This window comes from Paenibacillus sp. 1-8, assembly GCF_056316205.1.
Genome location: NZ_CM149995.1, coordinates 548,801 through 574,431 on the forward strand (window position 1 = coordinate 548,801; position 25,631 = coordinate 574,431).

The following is a 25,631-nucleotide window of genomic DNA, read 5'->3' on the forward strand; positions in this document are numbered from 1 at the left end:
TAGGAGTTTTGAGTTAAATTCAAGTTTATGTCACCACCCATATCATGATAGTACCCCTTCCTCGCTTTGTATAAGCCGAGAAAGGGGATTGTTTGATTATTTTATTCTTTTATTTTTATGCATCCGTCTGTATTTCAAATAGGCACCCAGAAGAATGAAAGACATTCCGCTCACATAGAAGGAAGCAGGACTGTTTTCTCCTGTCTGCGGTAATTTCTTTACCTGCGGAGTGTGACCTGGATCACTTGGGTCCTCGGGGTCCTCAACAGGGAACTTGATACCTCCCTTAGGGATGGGATCATCTTCGATCTCTACAGGTGGAGACGATTCCTGAGGAGGATCAATTTCTGGCGATTTCGGTAGCGCATCGGGTTCTGCAGGGGGCTGCTCAATCACTGGAACACCCAATGGCACATCTTCATCTTCAACGATCTGTGGTTCATTGGTTACTGGCTTAACGGGTACAATCGGTATTTCTGTGGGTTCAGGATCTTTATCGCGCTTTTTACCTGAACCCGGATTCGTAGGCGTTCCCGGATTCGTAGGCGTTCCCGGATTCGTAGGCGTTCCCGGATTCGTAGGCGTTCCCGGATTCGTAGGCGTTCCCGGATTCGTAGGCGTTCCCGGATTCGTAGGCGTTCCCGGATTCGTAGGCGTTCCTGGATTCGTAGGCGTTCCTGGATTGGTAGGTTTACCCGGATCGACAGGGGTCTCTTTTTCATTGGTTACCACAATCTGCTTAATACCTGAGCTTTGTTTAACCGTGGCGTCTATTTTGACCGCTGTCTTCGAGGTTGTTATTTTATAGCCTGCTGGAGCCGTAAGTTCCTCCAGAATATAATCATCATACAGCAATGAATTGAACAAAATTTTCCCGTCTGCATTGGTAGTTTGAATGAGCGGGGCTCTTTTTTGGCTCTTATCATAGAGTGCAAAGCGTGCTCCAGACAACACCTTGTCAGGATGATCCTGGTCGACCTTGGTCACTTCCAGGCTTCCTGTTATGCCTCCCCCTGAACCTGAACCGGAGGATGTCCGCACGATGATTTCTTTACTGGTTTCTCTCAGCTCCGTAGTTAAGCGGTCGCCCTCAAAATAGACGCTGTTACTCACTTTCGCTTTATCATCCGCTTGAATAAAGGATTGATATTCCAAAATATAACTGGATGAAATGGCCTGTGTGAAGCCAAGCTCAAAGGATTGCTGACCTTGATCGTTTGTCGTAATTTTCAGTTTATAATCCTGATCTTTGGCTAATTCAGTGTCTTTGGCAGCCTTTCCGTTGGCTGATACTTTGGTGGAATACAAATGAAAGGAATCTTCAATCAGGATTTGATTGCTGCTGGGTGTATCCACGATTTTGGCGTTGGAGACATAAGATTGCCCTTCATTGATCCGGATCTGCCAGTCAATCTTATTACCATTCTGGCTACCGGATTTTGTAACGTATTCTCCCCCATAGGGCACAGTTACTTTGGCTGCCCACTCAGAGATCATGTTTTTTCCATCCATCAGCAGAGCCTTATTGTTGATTTCTTTATCAATAAGCTCTCCCTCCAATGTGGTCTGAAAAGTGATCCAGTAGGGAGTGTTGATCTGTTCATTAAAATGAATACGCAGCTCATTGCCGTTATCAGCGGTGGGAAGAACAAGGGTATATTGGTCTGCTGGCAGTTCAGCTCCCTTTTCCACACCATTCCACCATCCGAGCAGTGTCATGTCATACACTTTGACAGAGCCGGGAACCAGCTTCTGCCCTTGCTGTAGCGTATCCTTTATTTCAGCCTGATTCAGGGTTTTACGGTTATAGTTCGTCAAGATGTCCCATGTGATGTGCTTGGATGTAGCGTTATAGCTTCCTTGTTTGGCACCGTTCTGCTGTGTCAGATTGTCAGGCCATAGCCGGGCTTCGGCTGCAGCAGAGTAAGATGTTTCATTTTGTACCCATGAGATGGAAGCTTTATTCCAGAAATCCGGCTTGCTCGTATCTTTTTTCCATTCATTATTAAATGTTGTTGAATAGCTGATGGTATACGCATCCTGGATCGTTTTATGGAAACGTATCGTGAATCCTTGCTTATAGTCTTGTGATAAAGGAATCAGTTCATAATCTGCTGGTGATGTTAGTGTTGATTTTCCGTCTGCGCTTTGGATCTTTAATGTATCCGGTAAGAGAGCCAGACCGCCATTCGGAAACGTATCGTTGATCACAACCTGATTCATCGTGTATTTATCCGTATTGATGGCAATAACCCAGGGAATTGTTTTTGTGTTGTAGTTCGGTTCCTTGAAGCCTTTAACAATGACCCCGCTTTTTAGCTCGGTAGTAGTATCTTTGGTTACTCCATCAGACGTTACGGTATTCGTTATCCGTTCATTTTTAAGTACACGATCTATGGCCTTGGTTTGATAACGGATCGTGTATGCTGTCTCCACATCGGAGTTGAAGCGTAAATCGAAGCCGTTGGCCGTTTCATTGTTAACCAGTGAGACGGTATATTCGGAGGATGAAAGCTCCTCAGAAGTAGCTCCTTTGTACACTTTAAGCGAACCGGCCATGAGCTGCTGGCTTTTGTTGAAGCGGTCAGCTAACACGGCTTTCCCGGCGGGAATTTTCTTTTCGCCAAAATTATACTTGATCGCCCAGGATACCGTTTGAGTAACCGGGTCGTATTGCTCCATCTTTTTGGACAAAAATTCGCCGCGTTGAACGGTTACTGTAGCTGTTGCAGAAGCGTCTTTCGTATTGTTGCCTGAAAAAGTGGCTGTGTTGGAAAAACGAGATTCTTCGCTGGTGATGTTAGTGGAGTATTGGATTCGGTATGCGCTGCTGATGTTTCCATCTTTAAAACGGATGATGAAGCCGGTACCAGCCGAATCGGCTTCCAGCGTATACGTATCCTTATCCACCGGATCACGCAGCAAGGTTGAACCATCCACGTTGATTTGTAAATGGTATAACCGAATAGAATCCCTTACCAGCTCCAATCCTTGGGGAGTCGGGTCGGTGACTACAGCATGTTGAACCGTATCCAATTGTTTATTTACGTCAATCGTCCAATCAATCTGATGGGTTCCATTGGCTTTCCCTTGCTTATCCAAGGAAGAGCCTGCCGCAGGCTTGATATTTACGACTGCTGTTTGTACGCCCCCCTTGATCGGGATGGCGATAATGACCTCTGTACTGCCTTTTTCTATTTGCTTGCTGAACTCGGTCTTAACCTCCAGTTTTCCGCTGACATTGGAACGGCTCTCCACGTAATCGTTAAAAGTCATGACCACTTTGCCTTGGCGGTCTACTGTGAAATGGCCAACATTTCCATCTGTCGTAACCAAAGGAGAGGAGATATCTGTGTAGATTACAAATTGCTCGGGCAATTGAAAGGTAAAAGTGTCTCCGGCTTTGTACGTATTGTTGGGAAGCTCCCAGTCATAAATGAGATGGACTGCATCGTCAATGTCCAAGCGACTATCGGGATTGTATACCGCATCAATTACTTGACCAGTCGCATCGGTCAGGGTAAGTTTCGTTAAAATACTTGCTTGAGCAGCTTCTTCAGAATTTGTGGCGGCCGCTGCCTGAACAACAGGAGCTGGTAGGGAAGGAGGCTTCTGTTGTTCTGGTTCTATGACTGGTTCTGTTTCGGGTACTACGATATCATATACATCATTTGTAACGGTTCGCCCTGCCTCGGTTCCGGCAATCTCCGGCTGATCCGGGGCAGGAATTTGAGCATAAGCCTGTGTGATACCAAAAAAGCTTTGTATTGTGAGTAATAATGCAATAATCATTACATTCCATTTTTTTCTCATACTCTATTTAAGTCTCCTTGTCTAAAGATTACTGTATAAAGATTACTGTATATTGTATTCATGTCGGGGCGTTTATAGCATCCCTCCTTCTTTCCCGGAAGTAATATATTCAACGGACTAAGAGTCTGTCCAATGAAATAGAGATAACCCCTAACGCTGCAAATTAAGTAAATCTGAGCAGCAAGGGTGTTCGGATATGGCGAACAGATCCAGCTTTAGGTGCTTTGTCGGGCCTGAACAATGAGGCGATGTGTCGGATTTACAAGAGGGTCACATGTAATTAATGTGAGCAGCTTTTGATTTTCAAAGCTTTTCAGAACGGAGACGTCTGTAGGATCGACAATCGAAATTTTATAGACTGTATAACTATATTGTTCACCCTTGGTATTAATAATGATTTTATCTCCAATCTTTACCTCGTTCAGCCGATTAAATAAACGTCCTGCTGTACGCGCACGGTGGGCTGCTATGGCGGCGTTTCCTGTCTGACCCAGAGCTGCCGTTTCCGACATGTGTACAGATGCGTGCTTCATATTATCCCAAGTTGCACCCTCCAGCACAGGAAGCTTCAAATCAATACGATTAATGCTAATGGTGGCAATGGGGAGTTGCTTAGGGTCTGGTTCATTTGCGGGTACCGAAGGACCTCGTGTGGTTTCGATGCCCGTGTTATCTCCAAGCTTGCTGGACAAGCGCTTATAGCCGTCGATAATGCTAGGGTTCAGTACTTCTGCCTCTTTCAAAAGCTCGCTCTGCTTCCGATCTTCGTTCCATTCATTGGCTTTAGGAAACAAAATAATGAGTATTCCCAAGGCGATGAACAAGTATGATAGCTTACGCAATCTAAAAAACCTCCCTAACTTATGTAAGGTGTATCACATACTGATTTTAAAAATCCTCCCTTTCCATTTAGTGTAGTCTGAGAAAGGGTGCAGGTGTAGATTCAGGCACAATGCTATCTAATACCGGGTTTACATCATCCACAGCCTTCACATTAATGGCCCAGTCAAATTAGTATATTCAACACGGTAGGTTTTAAATGACTGACTAGGTATACAATACCTTCCTTATCTCAACAATTTCTCAACAAGAATAGAAAAAAGCCCTGATCGCAGTGATCAGGGCTTTCTAAAAAAAAATTAATATTGCTTTGTTTTTGTGTATTTGGAGGGTTCTTTGGCCATTGCAAACTTCTGTTTACCGCTTTTTAGAGCGGCATCTACTGTAGTGTCAACGATAACCCATTGATTGTTGATATTGACTTCATTCCAAGCGTGGTAGGTATTCACATAGGAGGATTCGCCCATAACCAGTTTCGTTGGAACATCCACACTTCGAAGCATGGCGGCGAACAGTGAAGCGTATCCATAGCAAATATCTTTTTGCGAAACTAGTGTACGATCAATTTGTGGAAGATAGTCGGGTGATAAGGAAAAAGGTTGGTTGGAATCGTATTTAATATGACTAATGACATACTCGTAAATACGTTTCACCTTTTCATCATCTGTCGTTGCACCCTTGGTTAATTCCTTGGCTTTCCGAATCGCCTGATTCGTATCGCTCCAGTCAATATTTTGAATAGAATTGAGGTATATGGTTTTACTGTCATTCAAATTTAACTGGACCGTTTCTTCACCTATCACTTTATACTGATTGCCAGTTAGCTGTTCCAATAAACGAATGTTATAATTGCCATTGCCCATTTGAAGAGCGAATGCTTCCTCAGGTTTGCTCGAATTCAGATAATAAGAGTATTTCTCCGCATCCTTGGTAATTACGATCTTGGTTTTGACATTGGACTTGACAGGATAACGTATATTAACAATACCGTGGTTTACGTTGTTTTGATTCAGCCATGCCTGACTTTCGGCAGCAAATGCTGTCGTATGTAGGGGGATGGATAATAAAAATACTAAAATTAGTAAAAAAGACGACATTTTCCTCATAGAAAAACTTCCTTTCGGCGGCCAGGCTGCCATCTTAAAAAGAAGGCCCTATAGCTTTGCGTCCCTGCCTTTCGACAGGTTTGCTATTATCGTATAAAGTTTTTCAGGAAAAAAAGACACGACAAAAAGCCTCTCCAACCGGTAGCTGGCTACCATCTTAAAAAAGAAGGCCCTGTAGCTTTGCGTCCCTGCCTTTCGACAGGTTTGCCATTTATCCTGAACAGTCTATATCTATCATTCTATCAGTTAGGCTTCCGATCAGGCAAGCACAATCTCAGATTTTCTCTGTTTTTCGACAAAGTCATCCGATAGATGAGTTTATAGTTTTGCACGATTTCCCCATTTTTTGCGGAAGGAATGTGGGGTTTCTCCGACATGTTCCTTGAATAGGTTGATAAAATGGCTGGTATTGGGAATCCCTACAAACCGTGCGATATCCACAATGGATTCGTCACTGGTTTTAAGCCAGCCTTGAGCCGCTGTGATGCGGACATTAATGAGATAATCGATAGGAGAAAATCCGATCTGTTTCTTGAAGTTTTTAGCGAGATTAAATTTGTTTAACTCAAACATGTCTGCCAGCGAATCCAGCGTAATTCGCTCACTGTAGGATCGATCCAAATATTGCTGAACCTTGCGTATCTCGGTGATCGTATCCTGGTTTACATACGGATGATCGTAAGGGTGCTGCAAAATATACGTCAGCAACTCACCGATGAGTCTGGATGTAAGCAACTCAGCAGAGAAGCTTCTGTCAGATTGTACGTATAACAGGGAACGCAGCTTGTCCGATATGGTGCATGGATCGTTGAGTGATATTACAGGCTTGTTTTGCTTGGCAAATTGTTCGTAGAAATTGTCGATCAGATTGCCGTACACATGTACACTGATAAACTCCCATGCTTCATGACCAGCGGTGCTGTACTGTACGTATTCCTCACAACTAACGAAAAACATATCATGAGGCTTCAATATGTATTTTTTCTCCCGGTACAGTAATTCCCCTTGTCCTGATAACGTAAAAACGAGCAGAAACGAGGTGAGTTCCTTCCGTTCCATGGCATAAGCAGATGTTTTTTTGAAATAACCTATTTCCTGTATATAAAAAAGGGATTGCTTGGCAAAAGCGGAGGGAGTACGTGCAATGACGACTGGATCGCTGCTCCAAGGGGTCCCATTCCTGTTGTTTTTTTGGTCTGTTGTCATATTCAATTCCTTTACAAAAGAGCAAATTTATCAAGCTAATCACTGTTTGTTTAACAAAACAATATGGTGGTTTACACATGATTTCCTATGAATACGGTTTATTTTATCACATCACATAAATGCATGTAGCGAATAATATTTTGAATTATTTTCCATTCGAATTCAGGTGTACTATTATGGTGAAAACAGCCTCGTTTCCTCCATATTTTTAACTCATTCATCCATACGAAAAAGTTAAATCATCTTGAAAAAATTTGGAGATGCCATGGGTTCAATTCATTTCTGGAATAAAATCCAGGAAAGGATGCTAAAGGTATTCTATGCCCATTCCACCTTCCGACGCGCATATCCTTTTGTTTTGAAAAAAATGGGTCTTTGTTCTAGCGAAATAGTTCATTAGGCTTATCATGAAGAAAATTAGATTGGGTCCAATGTTGTGATGTTGTTCACGAACATGTAGATCCAAAAGAGAGATAAATGCGAATATGTGCATACAAAATTACGCAATAAGTGAGCCCACTTGATTGCGCATTTTGTATTCGTTATATAAACTACTTTAGGGAAAATAAACCTAGAAGTTGAAGTTGTCGAGAGTGCTCCAATGCGTTCGTTTTAGCAAGCTCGCATAAATAGTCATTATCATTCAATTTCCCATCAAAAAAACATCCTCACAAACGTATACGTTTGCATCAACTTTTTCTTATCTGTGCCCCTCGAAAGACGATTTGTTTCCGTTGACACGGGACAGTCTATGTTCATACGTTGTTTTTTTACTCGTTTCCTAAATATAATTAAAACAAATAATAAGTATTAACTTTAACATAATTAAAGAATAACATAATATTATAAAAGAAATACCACGTAGGGGGTTTTTATGACAATTAGAATTATCCCTGAATGGATGGTCAATCTTGATGATGAGGACGTAGCATTTATCAAAAACTTCGTTTTGGAATCAGGGTCACTTAAACAGATTGCATCAATATATAAGGTAACATATCCTACAGTAAGACTTCGATTAGATCGTTTAATTCAAAAAATAAACATAACTGAAAATGAGGATAAAGACATATTCGTTTCTCTTATCAAACGATTGGCATTAGATGATCGGATTGATTTTACAACAGCCAAATTACTTGTTAACGAATATAAAAAATCAATAAATAAAGGGGAGAATTAGTATGACGGTTACGTTTTTTTGATAATTTTCTTGATTCTATTTGTCACATTGCTTATTTGGGGGAGCTCAACTTTTAAAACAAAAATCGATTTAAAACGATCTGAGACCCACTTTTATTGGAGAAAAACGACCATTTTAACCCTCTTCAAAAAAACAGGGGGTTTCTCGACAGCCTGAATGAAAATAACTCCATAATTATATGGAGTTATTTTCATTCTTTTACTTTTTAATTGTAAATCTTATGCTCGATCCAAACGAGTTGCCAGCGGGAAGTTTTGTAAAACATAGAAATGATCTGCACTGCCTGCGTCACCCAAAACGCGCGAAGCAGTTGTGGACAAACTTGAAGTCCAAGCTTTGTACTGTGTACCCGCAGTGTCCATGCGAAGCTGCGGAGAAGAGTAAGTAGCTTGACTGAATGTGTTAAAGCCACTGTCTTCCACACCGTGTACCAGCTTTACTGTGTTGTAAGTGCTCAGTCGCTTCAAAGCGTCAGCCGTTGCGGTAACTTCGGTAGCCCAGTCGATAGGCTTGCTATTAATGTACAACGTTGCTTTTTTGGTGCCGTGGTTATACACGAGTTTCATATCAACCGTTTGTCCTGGACTCAGGAAGGATACAGGTCTGGAACGTACACCTTCTTTATCGGCGTCAACGACACCGTTGATGAATACTTTGAAGCCTACACCAGCCTTGTAGGAAATACCGGCTTCAATTGCGGATTTACCAATTCCCATGTACCAGTCAACATATCCATCGTTAGTATGAATACTGGAAGGGATAGTAAGCTTTGCTGTCAATCCTGTGTAATTGGCTGCGGTTGTCTCTGCAACGATTCCTGCGTGTCTGTTCATATTAATATCTACTCCTTATAATGTTTTTTGAGAAGATTTTTTACTGTTTTCTCTTCTCATATATATAGGAGTTTTTTTAATATGTTTTACAACCATACTTCAAAACTTGTTGACTATAACTCGAAATAAGCGGTTGACTTCCCAAATAAATGTTTTTAAGAGATTAGAACCATAATCAGTTTAAGAGTGTTATAGATTGAAATTGTAGCCAGCCGCTAATATATGATATTGAGCTTGTTTTTTGTTTTAACTATTCACATGAATTTAAAAATTCACATAAGAACTGCAAAAGCAAAACGGTTCTCTAAAAACAAAGGCAGTTGCCTTTGTCTATTTATACCTACATTAGTGATAAGGATACTCTAAAAAATTCGCGGAAGGACGCGATGAAAACATCATCCAACCATGCAGTGCACCATATGTGAAATATGATTATGAAGATAGATTGGAAATCACCATATCAAATTTATGAAATTTCCTAGTATGTGTAACTTTTTGGTATAATATACGTCTGAATATACACAATACTATTAAGGAGACTAAAATTATGAATACATTTTCCAAAGCGGCTCTTGCATCTGCAATATCCTTTAGCATGCTTGCCAGCGGTGTTCCTGGCGTTTCTGCGGCAGCTTCCAAGTCAATTATTGTGCAAGTGAATAACGAACCTGTGTCAGGGGATGCAGACCCATATATTGAGAATGGTTCCACGTTGGTGGCATTGAATATGTTAAGATCAATTCCTAGTGTAACGATCAGCTGGAACAACACTTCTAAAACGGTAACTGTAGATAATAACGGAACAAAATCGACACTGGTGGCTGGTAAAAAAGAGGCAATGGTAGGTGGGAAAAAAGTAACGCTATCTACCTCTTCTGTAATGAAAAAGGGTCGTGTTATGGTACCGTTGCGTTTCATTGCAGATGCGTCCGGATCTCAAGTGTACTGGAATGCTCCAGATCGTACAGTTTACGTAGCTAAACCGACAGAAGATATGCTGAAAGAAATCCAATCTAGCGATATTTCTTTAGCTCGTCATGGTGCATACGATCTTCCACGTATTGCGAAAGTTAATGTACTGCAAGGTGAAGAAGGGGATAGTATGAATTACATTCGCTACTTCCCAAAAAACCAATCCAGCGAATTTTTCGAACAACATATGGACATTGTGAATTACTATCGTATCATTGACACACATGTAGAGCTGCTCTGGTCTGCAAGACTGAATCTGCAACAGGAAGCTAAAAATGCAAGTCTGCCGTTCCTCACCAACAAAATTGTTGAACAAAGTGGCAAAATGCCAACGATCCAAAAGGGCGTTGTTTATTATAATTATAGCGTTCCGGGTGGCACCACGTTCGGAACTATTGATAAAGCCGGTAAAAAAACTCGTCTGGGTGAAGCGACCGAAGATCAGGCGAAGCAAATGTTCTTCTCTATTCCAGAAGAAGAACAACTATAAAAAGAGAAATGTCAGAAAAAACTCACAATATGAGTTCTCAGATTGCCAATAGAGGACGTCCTGGGCAATTAGGGCGTCCTATTCTTCGTACATAGGTTTCCCCAAGTCTTGATGGTGCCCCATAACGCTATGCCAGGGCTGGGCGTGTCCCATTCGTTATCGCCTGAGCGCGCGCTTTTACAAGCCGGATAACTGGGCAACCCGGCCAATCGGCCCGTCCGCCGATTAGTGAGTCAATGGGTCGAGTCATCCTGTTCCCGCAGTGTGCTTTGACAAGCAAGGTGCCACTCCTGATCAGACCATGAAATTATAAAATGATCAAATCCATGAGCGACGAGCTACCGTTTGGGGCTATAATGTTTGATGTACTCCCGAAACAGCTCACTTTTGGGGCGAGCTTTTACAGGAAATAGAGTGCCGTTAGCTTTGGAATTCACACGGGCAATGATATGATGGGTAATACAGATATTAGTGTGTTACTTACTCGACAGTCAACTTGGAGGATTATAGGATGGGAAAACCAAAAAATACGAAAATCGCAGCGGCTTGGTCGCTCGTTATTCTGGGAGCGGGCTTTGCAGCTACGTTGCCTTTTCAGCAATATGGCTGGGCTCGGTTGTTAGCAGGTGCTTTCGAGGCCGGACTTGTCGGAGGACTGGCGGACTGGTTCGCCGTCACCGCATTGTTCCGTCACCCGCTGGGCATTCCGATTCCGCACACGGCGCTTCTCCCCAAAAACAGGGACAAGCTCACGAATGCACTGGTGAGTACGGTGGAAAATAACTTGCTGGGCAAAGACAGTATCGCATCTAAAATTGCCGATATCCGGCTGGCCGATTTGATGCTGGGTGGTGTGGAAAAGGGCTTGCGCACGCCGGAAGCGGCCGCATCCGTAGATATTCTCGCCAAACGGCTGGTTCGGTCGCTTCCGCTTGCGGAGCTGGCCCCGGTAATTGCGGCCGAGATCAAGCGGCAGGTGACAGACTTCGACGCCGGACCGCTGCTGGAGGCGCTTGCCCGTCAAACCAGTGAGAAGGGCTATGACCGCCGCGCGCTGGATTACACGCTGGAGCAGGCTGAATCTTGGCTTTTGAAGCCGGAAACGGGCTACACGCTGGGTACCTTGGGAATGCAGGCTGTGAGCGGTTTGCAGGTGAGCGGGCTGATGCAATTTGCCCTGAACGCATTCCTTGGCTATCTGAACGAAGAGCGCATGGGTGAAATGATTCGCCATTTCCTGCTGGATCAGGTTGCAGAGCTGCAAAGGGAAGAACATCCGCGCCGTCAGGCCGTGCTGGACGGTCTGAAAACACAGCTGACCCGTCTGGCGGCGAAAGATACGGTTCAGGAAGGATTGAACAGCTGGAAGAACAACCTTGTTGATACCTGGGAAGGCGATGCGTCGGTGCTCAGTAAGATAGAAGAGCTGCGCGTACGCTTATTGGACTATATGGAAGACGGCAGCTATGTGCCGACCTATATTTTGCCGCTACTGGATCGAATGCTGGCTGATTTGAGAGGGAATACCGAGCTGCTGGACAAGATCAATTCTAGAATTGTGGCAGGCATTACCGAGCTGGTGGAAGCCAACCACAGTCGGATTGGTAATCTGGTACGCGAAAATGTAGATAAAATGGATAACGATTCCCTGATTGCTCTGATGGAGGACAAGCTGGGGCAGGACTTGCAGTGGATACGTATTAACGGCGCGGTTACCGGCTTCCTGATCGGTATTGTCCTGACAGGTATCCGTATGCTGATCGGTTGATTCACTAGAGAAGAAAATGCTACAGATAAGGTTGTGGAAGCATGAGACTTTGGCACGAAGAGTTGATCGACAAGCTGCCACGTCCGCAACTGCTGGGGCAACACCGCGAGTGCTGTGCACTACGTGGGAACGGGTGGGGAAAGCGACATGCTACGGTTAATTATGTGTTCGACTATCACCCGATGCTGCTCGTCCGCTACCATAAGCTCATCATGGACGAAATGAAAAGTCGCGGTTACAACATTGATCCGCTATGGGAGCAGCCGTTGTATCGCGGCAAGCAGTGCGAACCGTGGGCGACAGAGCTTGGCGAGGAACTGGAAGCTGTCGGCGCGTATGCGGAGCATGACGATGCTTATATGCAGGAATGCCTGGATAATCTGGCCTCCAAGGGTATCCTGATCGTGGAGCACGGTACAGGATATTTAAGAAATGGATCGAATGTATAAATACATGATGACTAAACGAAAAATATTCCTGATTACGGTGTTATTTGTGCTTATGATCACTGGTTTCCGTATGCTGTGGTTTCATTATTATCAAGGACAGGAGTATCCTGAGGCCAAAAAAGGAGTATTGGACTTGCGGGGCTGGGATTTGCAAGGCCGTGAGACTATTCCGTTAAAGGGAGAATGGGAATTTTATGCAGGGAATCTATCAAAACCGGATCTTTTAAAATCCTTACCAGCGAAAGAGCAGCGGGAGTGGATTCGTGTTCCGGGAAAATGGAATGCTGCTTTGCATTCACCTGATCATACTGCATATGGCTTCGGGAGCTACCGGCTGTTAATTTTGACTGACTCCCCAAAAGCACCGTTGTACGGGCTTCGCATCCCGAGGATTAATACCGCATCCAATCTGTTTGTGAATGGGCAGTTAATCAGTAAAGAGGGTCAGGTGGCTGATAAACCTGAACACCATATAGGTAGTATTGTTCCCTATTCTGCTATCTTTGAAGCGGATGGGAATGCCATTGAAATTGTCATACAGGCATCCAATTTTGATTTCCCTGCGAATGGGGGAATTGCAAAATCGATTATGTTCGGAAGCGCAGAGGCGGTCAGCAGCCGGACTAACTTTTCAATTACTATGCAGTTGATCGTATGTATTATTTTGTTGCTGCATGGGTTGTATGCGGGCATCATCTTTTTTATGGGACCTCATAAAAAGTCACTGCTCTATTTTTCAGGTATTGTGGTGTTTACCGTTTTATCCATTCTGATGGACGATGATAGGTTGCTGCTGAGCTGGCTTCCAGTCAGCCTGGAGCTTACACTTAAGATGTTGTTGCTCTCTTATACAGGGATCGCTTTGTGCATACTCAAGTTTGCACAGCTCCTGTTGGTGAGGTCCAGAATTATTCAGACTGTTTTTGCGGGACAGTGTATTTTTGCAATCTTGATTTTATTTATGCCTCCACAGGAGATCGGTTCTTTTCTGATGATTATGCTGCTGCTGGGAATTATTACGTTTTGTGTCACGATTCCCTTGTTTGCTTTCTTCAAGACATTCAGAGGTCAAAAAGGCGCTATTTTTCTATTGCTTGCCTCCATAAGCATCGGGTCCAGCATATTATGGGGAGTTCTCAAAACAGTATTGTGGAATGACCTTCCATACTACCCTTGGGATATCGTGCTGGCATTTCTAGGCTTCGCCTCATACTGGTTCAAGCACTTCTTCCAAACGAACACCGAACTGAGAAGTTTGTCGGATAGATTGCAGCGAGCGGATCAGGTTAAGAATGATTTTCTGGCGAACACCTCACATGAATTGCGAAATCCTCTGCACGGAATGATCAATATAGCGCAGTCTGTGCTGGATAGTCAGACCCATACCTTGGATGAACGGAACAGGAGCAACATGCAGCTGCTCATCACCGTGGGTCGGCGGATGTCTCTGCTGCTTAATGATTTGCTTGACGTAACGCGCCTGCGAGAACGGGATATTCGCCTGGAAAAACGCAGTTTGAAGCCCCAAGGGGTAGCTTCCGGTGTACTGGACATGCTCCGGTTCATGACAGATGGTAAATCATTGGAAATGGTTATCTCGATTCCAGATCATTTCCCCAATGTGTTGGCGGATGAGAATCGGCTGGTGCAAATCTTCTTCAACCTTCTCCATAATGCGGTCAAGTATACGAATGCAGGAACGATCTCGATTCAAGCAGATATTCGGGACGGGATGGCCCATATCCACGTTCGGGACACGGGAGTTGGCATGGATGAGGAGACGCAGCAGAGAATATTCCAGCCCTATGAACAAGGAACGTCACACTTGACGGTGATTGGAGACGGGCTGGGACTGGGGCTGAGCATCAGCAAGCAGCTCATTGAGCTGCACGGGGGAACCTTGAGGGTTCACTCTGAAGTGGGAAAAGGTTCGGTCTTTACATTCACTCTTCCTCTGGATCATTCGCCTGTAGTCGGTGAGATACCAGGGGATGAGGGGGCTTATATGGAGTATGCAGCGAGCGCAACTCCTATACTACCCTCTAAAAAGGCTGCTATGCCAGTCGCAACGGGTACCCCAAGATCCAGAATATTAGCCGTCGACGATGATCTTGTAAACCTGAAAATTCTGGAGGGAATTCTCGTTACGGACGCCTATGATATAGTCACCGTTACCAGCGGTGAGGAGGCATTACGGATACTGGATCATCAAGAATGGGATCTGGTTATAGCTGACGTGATGATGCCGCAAATGTCTGGTTATGAATTAACTCGTCGTGTGAGAGAGTACTTTGCAATTTCCGAGCTTCCTGTTCTTTTATTGACTACACGTAGCCAGCGGGAGGACTTGTATACGGGTTTTTTAGCAGGGGCTAACGATTATATTACGAAGCCCGTGGATTCATTGGAATTAAAGTCAAGGGTTCATGCCTTGACGGAAGTGAAGAGATCCGCAAGTGAACGACTTCGTATGGAGGCCGCATGGCTACAGGCACAAATCAGGCCACACTTTTTGTTTAATACCTTGAACACGATCGTTTCGTTGAGTGAGACGGATGGAGAAAGAATGATCGTTCTGATCGAGGAATTTGGAAAATACCTAAGAGGGAGCTTCAATTCCCGAAACCTGGATCGTGTCGTTTCACTGGAATATGAGCTGGCACTCCTTCGGTCCTATCTGTATATCGAGAAGGAGCGCTTTGGAAACCGATTGAATATCGTCTGGGAAGTGGATGAAGAATTGAGCCTGCATCTCCCGCCCCTTTCGATCCAGCCACTTGCGGAAAATGCCGTTAGACACGGCATTCTGAAGCGTATCCGTGGAGGGACATTGCATATTCGTATCACGGACCATGCGAAGGGTACAGAAATAGCAATCATAGATGATGGAGTAGGTATGGATCAGGAGAAGCTGGACAATATACTGACCCATCAGAATAAAGAAAGAGGAGTCGGTTTGCTAAATACAGATCGGCGCCTAAAGCAAATGTACGGTGACGGGCTGCATATCAGCAGCCATCCCGATCAAGGAACAACCGTCAGCTTTCATATTCCCCGCGAGAAGAAAAAGGAAGACTGACGACTTTTGTCAAGTACGGATATCATGCAGGATGGCTGGAAAAAGCACGCTTCTGCATGATATCCGCATCATATATAGGTTGCAGATTGTTAGTTGACGCACGGAACTAGACATGCGTCATTTTCCATCGAGTATACCAATCGGTGATCTGTTCATTTGGCTTCACATGAAGTTCTTCCCATAGAACGGATAATAATAAATCATACCACCGGCTAACCAAGGTATCCTTTTTCATATCCGCATATATTTTCATCAAATCCCAATACGCATCCTCTGCTTGAGGGTGTCGGTTGCAGATATCCTCATAAAGAGAGATAGCCTTGTCAGGCTGAGCGTTTTTGTTATACCATTCTCCCATTTTTAATGAGGTGGCTATCCACATTTTTTGAAGTCTTTGACGTTCGCTTTCAGCCCACCAAAAATCGTATTCTTGTAAATAATCGCCTCTGTATAACTTCATTATTTTGATATAGTCATCAATTGTTTCCTGGCTAATCGGTGGAGCAGACGTCAGGCTGTACTCCCATTCCTCTTTATCCAGTAGTATATTTTTCGTATTTAGAATATATCCGCCACTGGTATTATCAATTTTTAAATAGTCTTTATATGGGCCCATAGCTTTTCTGAGGTAATAAGTAGCAGTATATAGAAGAGAGTAAGCCTTCTCCTCATCATGTTCCGACCAGAGCAATTCAATCAGTGCTGATTTTCGAACAAACTGGTCATGATGCTGAAGTAGGTATAGAAACAACTCCTGTGATTTTTTCGTTCGCCACTGTATAGCCGTTGACTGCTGATTTGTTAATCCAACCGCGACTTCTCTGAAGACTTGTAACCGGAGAGGAGGGTCACTGGAAGGCTGGAGCGCAGGATGACCATCGCGTTCCGGAATACGGTTTAGGGTCTTAATGAGGCGATCTGTGGTGACTGGTTTGATCAAATAATCCAGTGCATTAATTTCGAAGGCCTGAATGGCATATTCATCGTAGGCCGTTACGAATACAATATGGAGACGAGGCTTTTCAACCTGAATTTGCTTTGCTAGCTCAATGCCGTTCATTTCAGGCAGGCTTACATCCAGAAAAGCTACATCTATATTTTCGAGAAGAATTTGCTCTTTTGCTTCCAGTGGATTCATAAATGAACCTACTATATGTATGTTTTCAATTTTACTAAATAGACGCTTCATATAATCTAAAGCCGGCTCTTCATCATCTAGAAGAATAATTCTTGTGAATTTATCTGATCTCCCCACAAATAGTCTACTCCTTTTTAAGCGGATACATACCATTATATATGATAACTTAGCTCCAGATATAAACAAAAGTATCGAAATAGAAAAAATTTTAACCAATCATTAGGATCACATGAAACAGGCGGGCTGTGGCATATTCATGATTAAGATGAAATGCCGCAAGCCCGCCTGTTTGTTATTTTTTTATGTTCCAGTATCATTGTCTAATAAGGGGATAATTAGTTACGGAATCCAGCGTGTGACCTGTTCCAGCGGCAGTCTGGATTTTTCCCGTTTGGGCTCATGGGCCCGATAACCAAAGGCAGCAATGACCGAAATATCCAGCAGTCCGTTCTCCAACAGTCCTTCTTCCTCCAAAATGGCATGCACCTGATCGTAGTTAAAGCCCTCAATCGGGCAGGAATCAATGCCGATCTGAGCCGCCGCCGTCATCATATTGCCCAAGGCAATATAGGTCTGCTTGGATGCCCAGTCGAATAACGTACGTTCGGTTTCCAGCAGGCGCTGATTTTCACCCTGGAAAATCTTATATCGGTCCGGCAGTGAGGCAAAGTCTTCCTCAGACATCCCTTTAACCTCTTTATACATATACTCCACATAAGGAGAGTCATAACGGACATCCTTGCGTGCTAAAATCAAGACGACATGGCTGGCCGCAGGAATCTGTTTTTGTCCGCCGCTTGAAGCCGCAGCCAGCTTTTCTCTCAATGCCTGATTTTGTACAATCACAAATCGCCACGGCTCAAAGCCGACGGAGCTTGGGGAAAGTCGCCCGGTTTCGAGAATAAATTGAAAATCATCCTCTGGTATGATGCGATCAGGATCGAATTCCTTAGTGGCATGTCTGAACAGAAAGGCATCCAGAATTTCCTGTTTTTTAGCTGATGTATTAGACATGAAGTGTACTCCTTCCGGTTTGGGTTGAGTTGGTGCTCCATTTATTTTCTGCTACTATAATGAGAGCTAATATCGAATGTATAGTCATCATATAAAAAGTTTTTCGCAGGAACAAGTACGCACATACTTGTTCCTTGTTATAAGTCTGAAAATTTTGGGTCTATAATCGGCAGAAAGAAGGGAAAACCGTGACGCAAGAGATGGAAAATACAGTTAACGTGAACTTTGGATGTCCGGTAGCGAAAACTGTAGGGGTTATCGGCGGCAAATGGAAAGGGGTCATTTTATATCATTTGACCACGGGACCGCGCCGGTATAACGAAATTCGACGGACCTTGCCCAATATTACGCAGCGTATGCTGACCTTGCAGCTGCGTGAGCTGGAACGTGATGGTATCGTACACCGTGAAATCTATAACGAGAATCCGCCGCGTGTGGAATACTCGCTTACCCCGTTGGGGGATACGTTGAGGCCGTTGCTGGATTTTATGAGAGACTGGGGTGTCTTTTATGTGGAACAGACCTGCGGGCCTGTGGCGGCCAATGCCAAGTGCGGGGAGTCTTCTTGTTGGAGTGGGAAATGAGGAAAGCCCACTGATGATCTCATAGAGCTTCGCATGGAAGATGCATGAAATTCATCAGCGGGCGGAATAAGGGCGAGACGCTCTTGTGAGATTTATTTATTTGAACTCGATGGATTCGTTCATCTGCGTCCAGGCGGTTTCTCCAATGATGCCCAGTCGCCAGATGGCGATGCCTTTCAGGTCATAACGTTTGGCCAGACCGATCTTTGCGTTGACGGTGCTGTCTTTTTCGCTACCCATAGAGATGCCTAGAATCAGCTTGTCTCGCGAGGTTTCCTTCAAGGCCAGTTGTATGGCTTCGTCCACTTTATCGAGTGGCTCAGGCGTTGCTTTTTGTCCGTAATCATAGGCCATGATGATCAAATCGTCCGCCAGATTGCCCAGCGTCTTATAGTCGTAGCCTGAGTAAGAGCTGTTCAGCGGATGCAGGACGACGGTGAGCTTGAGTCCGGCCTGATGCGCTTTGGCCGACAGCTTTTGAATGAAGGCATTGTAGTCTGAACGCGCTTTGGCTTTATCTCCGCTCCAGCCCAGTCCCTCCAGATCCAGCGTAATGCCCTTGAACTGCTTGTCAGTGGCGGTGCTAACGATCTGGGAAATAGTTTGCTCCTGAAGCTGTGCATTTTCCAAAACTTTGGTCAGCTCGTGATTGCCATCTCCAGAATAGACCATCAGGTAAGGGGAAGTTCCCTGACTGTCTGCCTCCTGTACAATGGACTCTGGTGTCACGTTGTCGGCGGCTTGAGGCCATTTGTATTCCTTGCCGCTGGTCGTAAATTGTCCGTTCGCATCAATTCGGCTCCAGCCGAAGGCTACCGCGTTAAAATCCGGTATTTTGGATTTTTGGTCGAAGGAAGATAGCGCGTAAAATCCGACTGTATACATAGACTCACGCGGCGATGTAATGGATACCGTCCGCGTTCCCTGATTCCAGTTGACCGTGGCTCCAAACTGCTGTCCGAAGAAGCCTAACGGAATCATTGTACTGCCGCGCACTGTTTGTGGCGCGGCTGTTAGTTGCACTGTCTGTCCGTCTACCGTGGCATTGCGGCTGCCCATTTTCAGAACAACTTGTTTGGTCGCAGAGCCTTGAGACTTGGTGGCGGTAATGCTTTGGCTGGCCTGATCCCATTTCACAGTAATGCCGAGAGCTTCGGAAATGGCACGGAAGGGAACCATCGTCGTGCCGCTCATGACTGCGGGCTGTACCGGGAAAGGCAGCGGATATCCGTCCAGCACAATGCTGACCTGCCCCGCATCTGCCTGCGCAGACGGGCTATAGATGCCTGCCGCGGCACTCAGAAAGATGGCACTGGATAAGAGGGCCTTATTTACGATTTTCATCTTATACTCTCCTATGCATCATAGATTGCAAAGCTATCATGTTAGAATCGTGAGGTTTCTCCTATTTTACCAAAAAAATGATAGATAGGTGAATGTTAAAATGATATACACTGCTTCGAATTCTATGTAGAATACAAAAAAAGTCAATTACTTAGGAGTAACCGACTTTGAATTAAAATTTTTTATGAGAATAATACAAGATGAAAAATAAAAAATAGAATAAATTTCAATTTTCCAGCCAATGGGTAATTGCTGTATACATGTTGCAAGTTTAATAAGCAATAGAACAAAAAGCTGACACCGTCTATATAGGTGCCAGCTTTTGCAAACAAAGATTACTTGCGGCGCTTGAGCGCAATGCCGATGGCTACTGCACCAAGCACGACTGCGATGATCGAGAGAACGAGTGCTGTCGTTTGTGCGGCAGAGCTGGCGGGAGCAGCGACGGCAGGCGCAGCTTCGGTAGCATTGTTCGAAGCGGGTGCAGGGCTGCTGCTATCCTTGGCCGTGTCTGTGCTCGCATGGCCTGCTGCGGTGCCAGCAGAATCGTGTCCGCTGTCTGCGGCAGGCGCAGGAGCCTCGGATGTGGCATCAGCCGTGATTTTTGTAATGGAATGCGGATTGTTACTTCCTTCATCGCCTGTCCATTCCACGATACTTCCGTCGCTGTAATATTGGAAAGCGTTCCATGCGGCTTCAGTATTCTGGTCTGCATTTTGTGCCACGAAGCTGAAACGCTGGTATTGCCCCGCCTGGATGCCATCTTCGTCGGTCGTCCAGGTAACGGTGGTTACTTTGCCAGAGCTGTCTTTTTCGGTTGCTACTTTCCAATCCGGTACAGGCTCATACTGCTTGAAAACGACTTCTTTCGGGATTTTCAAAGCCACTTTGGTGGTTGGAATGTTTTTTTCGACAGGCACTTTCAGCGTGTACGTTTCCCAAGCGTTAGGCTGTGAAACGGAGGGTTTGACCGTCACGTGGGCACTGGCCATACCTGCAAAAAGTAAAGCACCTGCTGCAATCAGACCCATAGAGGTCGCAAGTCTGGAAAATCTGGATTTTACCGTTTGAATCGTTGTATTCATATCATTTGCTCCTTTAAACAATATAATGATTATCTTTTTCTACCTACGTGCAGAGTAAATTCAGCGTCAACTGCATCCAATGATGCGGTCAGAGCATGTACCTGTACAGTCCATGTTCCTTCGGCGGTCAGGAGCTCTTGAGTTAGGAATGGCTGCTGTTGTTGTGCAGGGAGAACAAATTCCTGCCGGGCTTTGTCAGGGTCGGCCGGGACGAGTGTCAGTGTGACCTGTTGGATGCCCTGAACGGTAGCTCCTTTGGCATCCCGCACGGTTACCTTGAATTCATTGCTGCCCACAGCATTCGGGCTAACCGCCAGCGAGATGCTGTATTGGCCTGCGGTGCGGGTTTCCTCAAACGGCATCGCAGGTGCCTGACCAGGCGAAAGGTGGGTAAGCACCGCCGCCAACAGCATCACGAGCAGGCCGACGGACAGCTCGATGCGCAAGCCCCCGGTGGCACGCTTGGCTGCCGCCGCTTGCCGGGCGCTGCGGAATTGGCTGGCCGCGAAGGCCAGCATAACCAGCAGCAGCGCTGCTTTTCCGAGCAGAACGAGTCCGTAGGACGTGTTCAGCAGCATGGAGGGAGCCGGGACGTACAGCACGGCTCCATAAATGCCGGTGGCGAGCAGCGCCGCCACCATGGCGATACCCCAGCCGGCAAAGCGGCGCAGGGCCGCTTGCCGCAGAACTGCCCGCTCAGACTCGGGCAGCTCTGGCCCGGCAACAGGCAGGCACACTGTCATGACGGCAAGTGTGCCAACCCAAAAGGCTGCCGCCGTCAGATGGACGAAGTCCGCCGCGATGGCTGGAGCCGGATGGGTAGCCGCCGCCGGATGGCCCGTGAAGGCCTTGGACAGCATAAGGCCCAACGTCATGACGACGGAGCCATAGCCCCAGAGACGGCGCTGGCGGTCGGAGATGCTGTGATCCAGCGCGTAAATCAGCGCTACGCTCAATAGCAGCACGAGAATCATCTGGATAAACCAGATTTGCCCTGCACCCGTAAACTGTAGGGCTTCTCCAAGGATCGGAAGCGAAAAGCCCTCCCCGATGGAAACTCCGGCATCCCAGGATGCCTGAAGCGGCAGGCTAATCAGGATGGCGACAGACGTTATGCCGTAGCCGCTCCATAGCAGCGTCCTCCAGCGAGGGAACGGAGTGTTTGACCATTTGGGATCATACTGCTGCTCACTTACGTCCTTCCTTCGATTCACGCTTGGCAGGGTAAACAGCCGGAAACAGAGCGCTCCCAAAAGCAGCGACAGTCCTATATACAGCAACCAGCGGGTAGCGATTAAGTCAGGCCGCGATGCTCCCGAGCTTTCGGAGGCGGCAACGGGGTCCTTATGCGCACTGGAACCATTGCCGACTTGAAATGGAATCACTCCATTGACCGGATGTCCGTCCGCTGATAAGGCTCTCCAATTGACAGTGTAAACTCCGCTTTTCATCCCCGGAATCAGCTTGATTTCCATCGTGCCTTCATGTTCAGGATTAAGCCGCGCTTTACCTGTATCGACCCGTTTTCCTGTTTCATCGGTCACTTTCATCGACATAAAAGCAGACTGCAAATTCTCATTGAAGGTGATGGTCACCTGGGAAGGCGGCTTGTCCAAAACCTGATTTTCAGTCGGACTGGATTCAACGATAAATGCATGAGCCCATGATAAGTGAGGAAACAGTAAAAGTAACGGTAGACACAGCAGCAGAAGACAAGCCGCGCGGGCTGGTCTTAACAGGTGCAACATGCCCGTGAATTCACCTTCTCTCGATTACTTGAAGCGAGGATGTCCCGAAGTGTGACATCTCATACGGTCAAACCTACATTCATACCTTTAATCATAGTGCATTTGGCAGGAATAGATGAAGCGAATTATGACACTTATATGAAATTTGAAATAATATGAAAACCCCTGCCGCTGTTAAATCTGGACGATTTTAACGGTAGGGGTAAAGGGACAAGCATAGGGGAATTAGTGGTCTGCTTTTATGGAATCCAGGAAAGCGGGCTGCTTATGCTGGACATAGTGGATAAAAATAGCCGTTAGCTCCGGATCGAATTGGCTACCAGAGCAGTCACGCAGTTCCTTAATGGCCTCATCTAACGTTTTGGTGCGTTGATAGGGACGTTCGGTGGTCATGGCATCGAAGGAGTCAATAATCGTCAGCATCCGGCACAGCCGGGGAATTTGCTCGCCCTTGAAGCTGAATGGATAGCCGCCTCCGTCATAGCGTTCATGATGAAGCTCCACAAAAGGAACCAGATCCATGAACCGCTCGTTGGCCTCTACAATTCTTCTGCCCCAAGTGACATGCGCTTTCACCATACACCATTCCTCGTCGGTCAGCTTCCCTTTTTTATTCAGAATATTCCAGGGGATCTCCAGCTTTCCGATGTCATGAATGAGCGAGCCCAGTACAAAACGACGCTTGTCTTCCTGGCTGAGCTGAAGCACTTCGCTCATGTCTACTGCGTACTTGAACACTCGCTTGGAATGCTTGAAGGTATTAATATCCTTGTATAAAAACAAATTAAGTTGCTGCTCAATATCACGAATATCCTGTCCGAGATCGACTTCGCGTTCCACCTCATTCAGGCTGCCGTGTGTATGAACGATATTTTTCCCCTGCTTCTTGGCGTAATACAAGGCTTTATCTGCCAAATCGACCAATTGTGATCTGTCATAGATGTCGACGCGGCTCTGCACAATACCTGCGGAGAAGGACAAGCAGCCATGCGGAAAGATTTCGACGCCCTCGTAGCGGGAATCATTCAGCCTTTTTCGGATGGCATTGACTATTTCGTAAGCTTGCTCCGCGGTATAGTCGGGCATAAGCAGAGTGAACTCCTCTCCGCCATAGCGGGATACGATAATATTGGAGCCGGAAGTTTCCTTTTTGAGAATCTCTCCGAGGAATCCCAACAGTTGATCGCCCTTCAGGTGACCGAAGTGATCGTTGTATTTTTTGAAATCATCAATATCAATTAGGGCAAGGCTGAGGGGAGTATTATGAGTTCTGGCTATATTCAGCTCGGTTTCGAGTGCATTTTCAAAATAACTGTGATTGTACAGCCCTGTTCTGCGGTCCATGTTGGCCTTTTCTTCAATTTCCCGATACATCGCAAACAACTGCTTGAACGCGTGGGATAGAAGCATACTTAGCGCAAGGAACAACAGAAGCCCCAAAATACCGTTATGATAAATCAGTGTGGTGAGTACGAGAGACAGGATAAGTGTGCATAAGTAAACAAGCAGGGATTCAGCGAGAAAAGCCCTTTTTAGCTCATGAAGAGAGCCTTTGTAAGCAATATAAAAGTAGAGACCCAGTGTAACGGTATTGACCGCAAAGTAGCAGAACAGCGCCAGTAGGTAGGCAGTAAAATGCTCTTCGTTCAAGCCTCCCTGCGTTCCGCCGCTAAGCTCAAAGACGGTAGAAGATAGGAAAATTGAAAGCGCATAGATGGAAAAATTGGCGGCATGCTTCCACCAGGACAGTTCTCTATACCGGATTGCGGCAATGAGTACATTGAACAATAAAATGAGCATAGCGATTTCAGCACTATGCACAAAAATGCAAGCGAGATACACGGAGGAATCCATCGACTGCTTGTTACTGGCTGGCGGCAGCTGGAAGGTAAAATGCTCCAAAATCAGAACTGCTCCCAGCAGGGAGTAGATCGTGACCCACTCTGTAGGCGAATAATGCATAAAGGACCAATGGTTCGTATACAAGAGGACGGCCAAGCCTGCCATACATATGAGAAAAACGTATAATCCCGTCGCGCTAACCCGTTCTTGCAGCTTTTTTATTATACTCATCATTTCATTCTCCTGCCTTGTCGTATCTTGATGTCAAAGCTACCAGGGGGTAAATGGGATAATTTACAATTTTGTAATCGAAAATTTCACATGAAAAAACAGGCCGGAATCCAGCCTGTTTTGTTGAGCCTGTGCTTCCCTTTTCCTTATCGGTATTAGCCTCCGATTTTGTAACCGGAAGTCAAAGCGATTACGACAGAAGCGACGATAATAGCGTTGATAATCACACGGGAATATTTCAAATTTTTCATAGGGTTCACTCCCTTCCTTGGAATAAGGCGCACACTAGGCGTGGCGGGGATGGGTTTCTTGCTGGGTGGTCTTCTTCTTGTTCACGACCATGACACTTTGAATAAACAGAAACATCCCAAAGTTCATGACGACATCTCCAATACTGATCACCTGCGTACGGGGATAGGGCTTGGAGAGTGGAATAATATCACCCAAAAATGATAAACGCGTAGTCGCATCCATCATGTAATGCTTCGAAATAACGCTTCCAGATTTAAGCATATCTGTATAATAGGGGCCTAGTACCTCAGAAGCGCTCAACGAGACCGGCATCCTGCCGCCATTTACCGCCATGACGACAAAATTCAACAGGACTCCGATTAAAATAAGCTTGAATCCCTTGTGGTGTCTGTTCAACCAGAGAAAAATCAATCCAACCGCATAGATGCCCATAAACAGATACCCGTTGATGGACGCGAGCCAAGCCCATTTTTCCTGAGCATAAAAAATAATGAACTGCACCAGCAGCAGCACAGGGAACATCCAGCCAGCTATGAGGTGTATTTGGCTGAAACGGATTAAACCCTGTCGCCAGCCCCCTCTGAACAGACCTACAATGAGACCAAGCAGCACTCCATCATAGACCATAGTTATTCT

The 25,631-nt window shown here is 45.6% G+C and carries 18 protein-coding genes and 2 riboswitches; of the genes, 6 read left to right on the top strand and 12 right to left on the bottom strand.

Features of this window, described 5'->3' with window-relative positions; genetic code table 11:
* Window positions 1-96: 96 nt before the first annotated feature.
* From AC0WRU_RS02555 to AC0WRU_RS02570, 4 genes are all read right to left on the bottom strand, one after another.
* Complete coding sequence (locus AC0WRU_RS02555; RefSeq protein WP_476127083.1) at window positions 97-3,813, bottom strand: collagen binding domain-containing protein; 3,717 nt, start codon at window positions 3,811-3,813, stop codon at window positions 97-99.
* Between the two features lie 215 nt (window positions 3,814-4,028).
* Window positions 4,029-4,655 (bottom strand): class D sortase, encoded by a 627-nt coding sequence (locus AC0WRU_RS02560; RefSeq protein WP_025682368.1) that lies wholly within the window; start codon window positions 4,653-4,655, stop codon window positions 4,029-4,031.
* A 297-nt stretch (window positions 4,656-4,952) separates the two neighbouring features.
* Window positions 4,953-5,759: a transglutaminase family protein gene (locus AC0WRU_RS02565; RefSeq protein WP_476127084.1), complete on the bottom strand. Its 807-nt coding sequence runs from the start codon at window positions 5,757-5,759 to the stop codon at window positions 4,953-4,955.
* Between the two features lie 13 nt (window positions 5,760-5,772).
* Window positions 5,773-5,854: riboswitch (cyclic di-GMP riboswitch) on the bottom strand.
* A gap of 42 nt (window positions 5,855-5,896) precedes the next feature.
* Window positions 5,897-5,978, bottom strand: a riboswitch (cyclic di-GMP riboswitch).
* A 99-nt stretch (window positions 5,979-6,077) separates the two neighbouring features.
* A complete protein-coding gene (locus tag AC0WRU_RS02570; protein ID WP_476127085.1) occupies window positions 6,078-6,965 on the bottom strand; it encodes an AraC family transcriptional regulator in 888 nt (295 codons plus the stop codon).
* An 874-nt stretch (window positions 6,966-7,839) separates the two neighbouring features.
* On the opposite strand from AC0WRU_RS02570, the gene AC0WRU_RS02575 reads away from it, so the two are divergent.
* Window positions 7,840-8,145 carry a DUF2089 family protein gene (locus AC0WRU_RS02575; RefSeq protein ID WP_476127086.1) on the top strand — a complete coding sequence of 102 codons (306 nt, stop codon included), beginning with the start codon at window positions 7,840-7,842 and terminating at the stop codon, window positions 8,143-8,145.
* A gap of 239 nt (window positions 8,146-8,384) precedes the next feature.
* Here AC0WRU_RS02575 and AC0WRU_RS02580 read toward each other — a convergent pair whose 3' ends face one another.
* A complete protein-coding gene (locus tag AC0WRU_RS02580; RefSeq protein WP_476127087.1) occupies window positions 8,385-8,999 on the bottom strand; it encodes a hypothetical protein in 615 nt (204 codons plus the stop codon).
* A gap of 547 nt (window positions 9,000-9,546) precedes the next feature.
* Between AC0WRU_RS02580 and AC0WRU_RS02585 the strand changes: the two genes are divergently transcribed.
* The 4 genes from AC0WRU_RS02585 to AC0WRU_RS02600 all read left to right on the top strand — a co-directional run bounded on the left by AC0WRU_RS02585 (window position 9,547) and on the right by AC0WRU_RS02600 (window position 15,757).
* A complete protein-coding gene (locus tag AC0WRU_RS02585) occupies window positions 9,547-10,461 on the top strand; it encodes a copper amine oxidase N-terminal domain-containing protein (protein ID WP_476127088.1) in 915 nt (304 codons plus the stop codon).
* Between the two features lie 511 nt (window positions 10,462-10,972).
* Window positions 10,973-12,229 carry a DUF445 domain-containing protein gene (locus AC0WRU_RS02590; protein WP_476127089.1) on the top strand — a complete coding sequence of 419 codons (1,257 nt, stop codon included), beginning with the start codon at window positions 10,973-10,975 and terminating at the stop codon, window positions 12,227-12,229.
* 41 nt (window positions 12,230-12,270) lie between these two features.
* The gene (locus tag AC0WRU_RS02595; RefSeq protein ID WP_476127090.1) at window positions 12,271-12,678 is read left to right on the top strand and encodes a TIGR02328 family protein; all 408 of its coding nucleotides are present in this window, start codon (window positions 12,271-12,273) and stop codon (window positions 12,676-12,678) included.
* Complete coding sequence (locus AC0WRU_RS02600) at window positions 12,662-15,757, top strand: hybrid sensor histidine kinase/response regulator (protein ID WP_476127091.1); 3,096 nt, start codon at window positions 12,662-12,664, stop codon at window positions 15,755-15,757. The genes AC0WRU_RS02595 and AC0WRU_RS02600 overlap by 17 nt, the downstream gene beginning before the upstream one ends.
* Window positions 15,758-15,863: 106 nt before the next feature.
* Here AC0WRU_RS02600 and AC0WRU_RS02605 read toward each other — a convergent pair whose 3' ends face one another.
* Both AC0WRU_RS02605 and AC0WRU_RS02610 read right to left on the bottom strand, forming a co-directional pair.
* Window positions 15,864-17,012, bottom strand: coding sequence for a response regulator (locus AC0WRU_RS02605; protein WP_476127092.1), 1,149 nt, complete (start codon window positions 17,010-17,012; stop codon window positions 15,864-15,866).
* Between the two features lie 222 nt (window positions 17,013-17,234).
* Window positions 17,235-17,909, bottom strand: coding sequence for an NAD(P)H-dependent oxidoreductase (locus tag AC0WRU_RS02610; protein ID WP_476127093.1), 675 nt, complete (start codon window positions 17,907-17,909; stop codon window positions 17,235-17,237).
* A 188-nt stretch (window positions 17,910-18,097) separates the two neighbouring features.
* On the opposite strand from AC0WRU_RS02610, the gene AC0WRU_RS02615 reads away from it, so the two are divergent.
* Complete coding sequence (locus AC0WRU_RS02615) at window positions 18,098-18,493, top strand: winged helix-turn-helix transcriptional regulator (RefSeq protein ID WP_476127094.1); 396 nt, start codon at window positions 18,098-18,100, stop codon at window positions 18,491-18,493.
* A gap of 96 nt (window positions 18,494-18,589) precedes the next feature.
* Here the strand turns inward: AC0WRU_RS02615 and AC0WRU_RS02620 are convergent, their stop codons facing one another.
* From AC0WRU_RS02620 to AC0WRU_RS02640, 5 genes are all read right to left on the bottom strand, one after another.
* Window positions 18,590-19,837 (bottom strand): stalk domain-containing protein, encoded by a 1,248-nt coding sequence (locus AC0WRU_RS02620; protein WP_476127095.1) that lies wholly within the window; start codon window positions 19,835-19,837, stop codon window positions 18,590-18,592.
* A gap of 335 nt (window positions 19,838-20,172) precedes the next feature.
* Window positions 20,173-20,922: a YcnI family copper-binding membrane protein gene (locus AC0WRU_RS02625; protein WP_476127096.1), complete on the bottom strand. Its 750-nt coding sequence runs from the start codon at window positions 20,920-20,922 to the stop codon at window positions 20,173-20,175.
* A gap of 29 nt (window positions 20,923-20,951) precedes the next feature.
* On the bottom strand, window positions 20,952-22,670 hold the full coding sequence (locus tag AC0WRU_RS02630) for a copper resistance CopC/CopD family protein (RefSeq protein WP_476127097.1): 1,719 nt from the start codon (window positions 22,668-22,670) through the stop codon (window positions 20,952-20,954).
* 225 nt (window positions 22,671-22,895) lie between these two features.
* Window positions 22,896-24,746: a bifunctional diguanylate cyclase/phosphohydrolase gene (locus tag AC0WRU_RS02635; RefSeq protein WP_476127098.1), complete on the bottom strand. Its 1,851-nt coding sequence runs from the start codon at window positions 24,744-24,746 to the stop codon at window positions 22,896-22,898.
* Window positions 24,747-25,028: 282 nt separating this feature from the next.
* Window positions 25,029-25,622 (bottom strand): DUF5317 domain-containing protein, encoded by a 594-nt coding sequence (locus AC0WRU_RS02640; RefSeq protein WP_025683240.1) that lies wholly within the window; start codon window positions 25,620-25,622, stop codon window positions 25,029-25,031.
* Window positions 25,623-25,631: the final 9 nt, after the last annotated feature.

Excerpts from the sequence above, each read along its gene's own strand:
- AC0WRU_RS02555 (WP_476127083.1), bottom strand. The coding sequence starts at position 3,813 with ATGAGAAAAAAATGGAATGTAATGATTATTGCATTATTACTCACAATA.
- AC0WRU_RS02565 (WP_476127084.1), bottom strand. The coding sequence starts at position 5,759 with ATGAGGAAAATGTCGTCTTTTTTACTAATTTTAGTATTTTTATTATCC.
- AC0WRU_RS02570 (WP_476127085.1), bottom strand. The coding sequence starts at position 6,965 with ATGACAACAGACCAAAAAAACAACAGGAATGGGACCCCTTGGAGCAGC.
- AC0WRU_RS02575 (WP_476127086.1), top strand. The coding sequence starts at position 7,840 with ATGACAATTAGAATTATCCCTGAATGGATGGTCAATCTTGATGATGAG.
- AC0WRU_RS02580 (WP_476127087.1), bottom strand. The coding sequence starts at position 8,999 with ATGAACAGACACGCAGGAATCGTTGCAGAGACAACCGCAGCCAATTAC.
- AC0WRU_RS02585 (WP_476127088.1), top strand. The coding sequence starts at position 9,547 with ATGAATACATTTTCCAAAGCGGCTCTTGCATCTGCAATATCCTTTAGC.
- AC0WRU_RS02590 (WP_476127089.1), top strand. The coding sequence starts at position 10,973 with ATGGGAAAACCAAAAAATACGAAAATCGCAGCGGCTTGGTCGCTCGTT.
- AC0WRU_RS02595 (WP_476127090.1), top strand. The coding sequence starts at position 12,271 with ATGAGACTTTGGCACGAAGAGTTGATCGACAAGCTGCCACGTCCGCAA.
- AC0WRU_RS02600 (WP_476127091.1), top strand. The coding sequence starts at position 12,662 with ATGGATCGAATGTATAAATACATGATGACTAAACGAAAAATATTCCTG.
- AC0WRU_RS02610 (WP_476127093.1), bottom strand. The coding sequence starts at position 17,909 with ATGTCTAATACATCAGCTAAAAAACAGGAAATTCTGGATGCCTTTCTG.
- AC0WRU_RS02620 (WP_476127095.1), bottom strand. The coding sequence starts at position 19,837 with ATGAAAATCGTAAATAAGGCCCTCTTATCCAGTGCCATCTTTCTGAGT.
- AC0WRU_RS02625 (WP_476127096.1), bottom strand. The coding sequence starts at position 20,922 with ATGAATACAACGATTCAAACGGTAAAATCCAGATTTTCCAGACTTGCG.
- AC0WRU_RS02630 (WP_476127097.1), bottom strand. The coding sequence starts at position 22,670 with ATGTTGCACCTGTTAAGACCAGCCCGCGCGGCTTGTCTTCTGCTGCTG.
- AC0WRU_RS02635 (WP_476127098.1), bottom strand. The coding sequence starts at position 24,746 with ATGATGAGTATAATAAAAAAGCTGCAAGAACGGGTTAGCGCGACGGGA.
- AC0WRU_RS02640 (WP_025683240.1), bottom strand. The coding sequence starts at position 25,622 with ATGGTCTATGATGGAGTGCTGCTTGGTCTCATTGTAGGTCTGTTCAGA.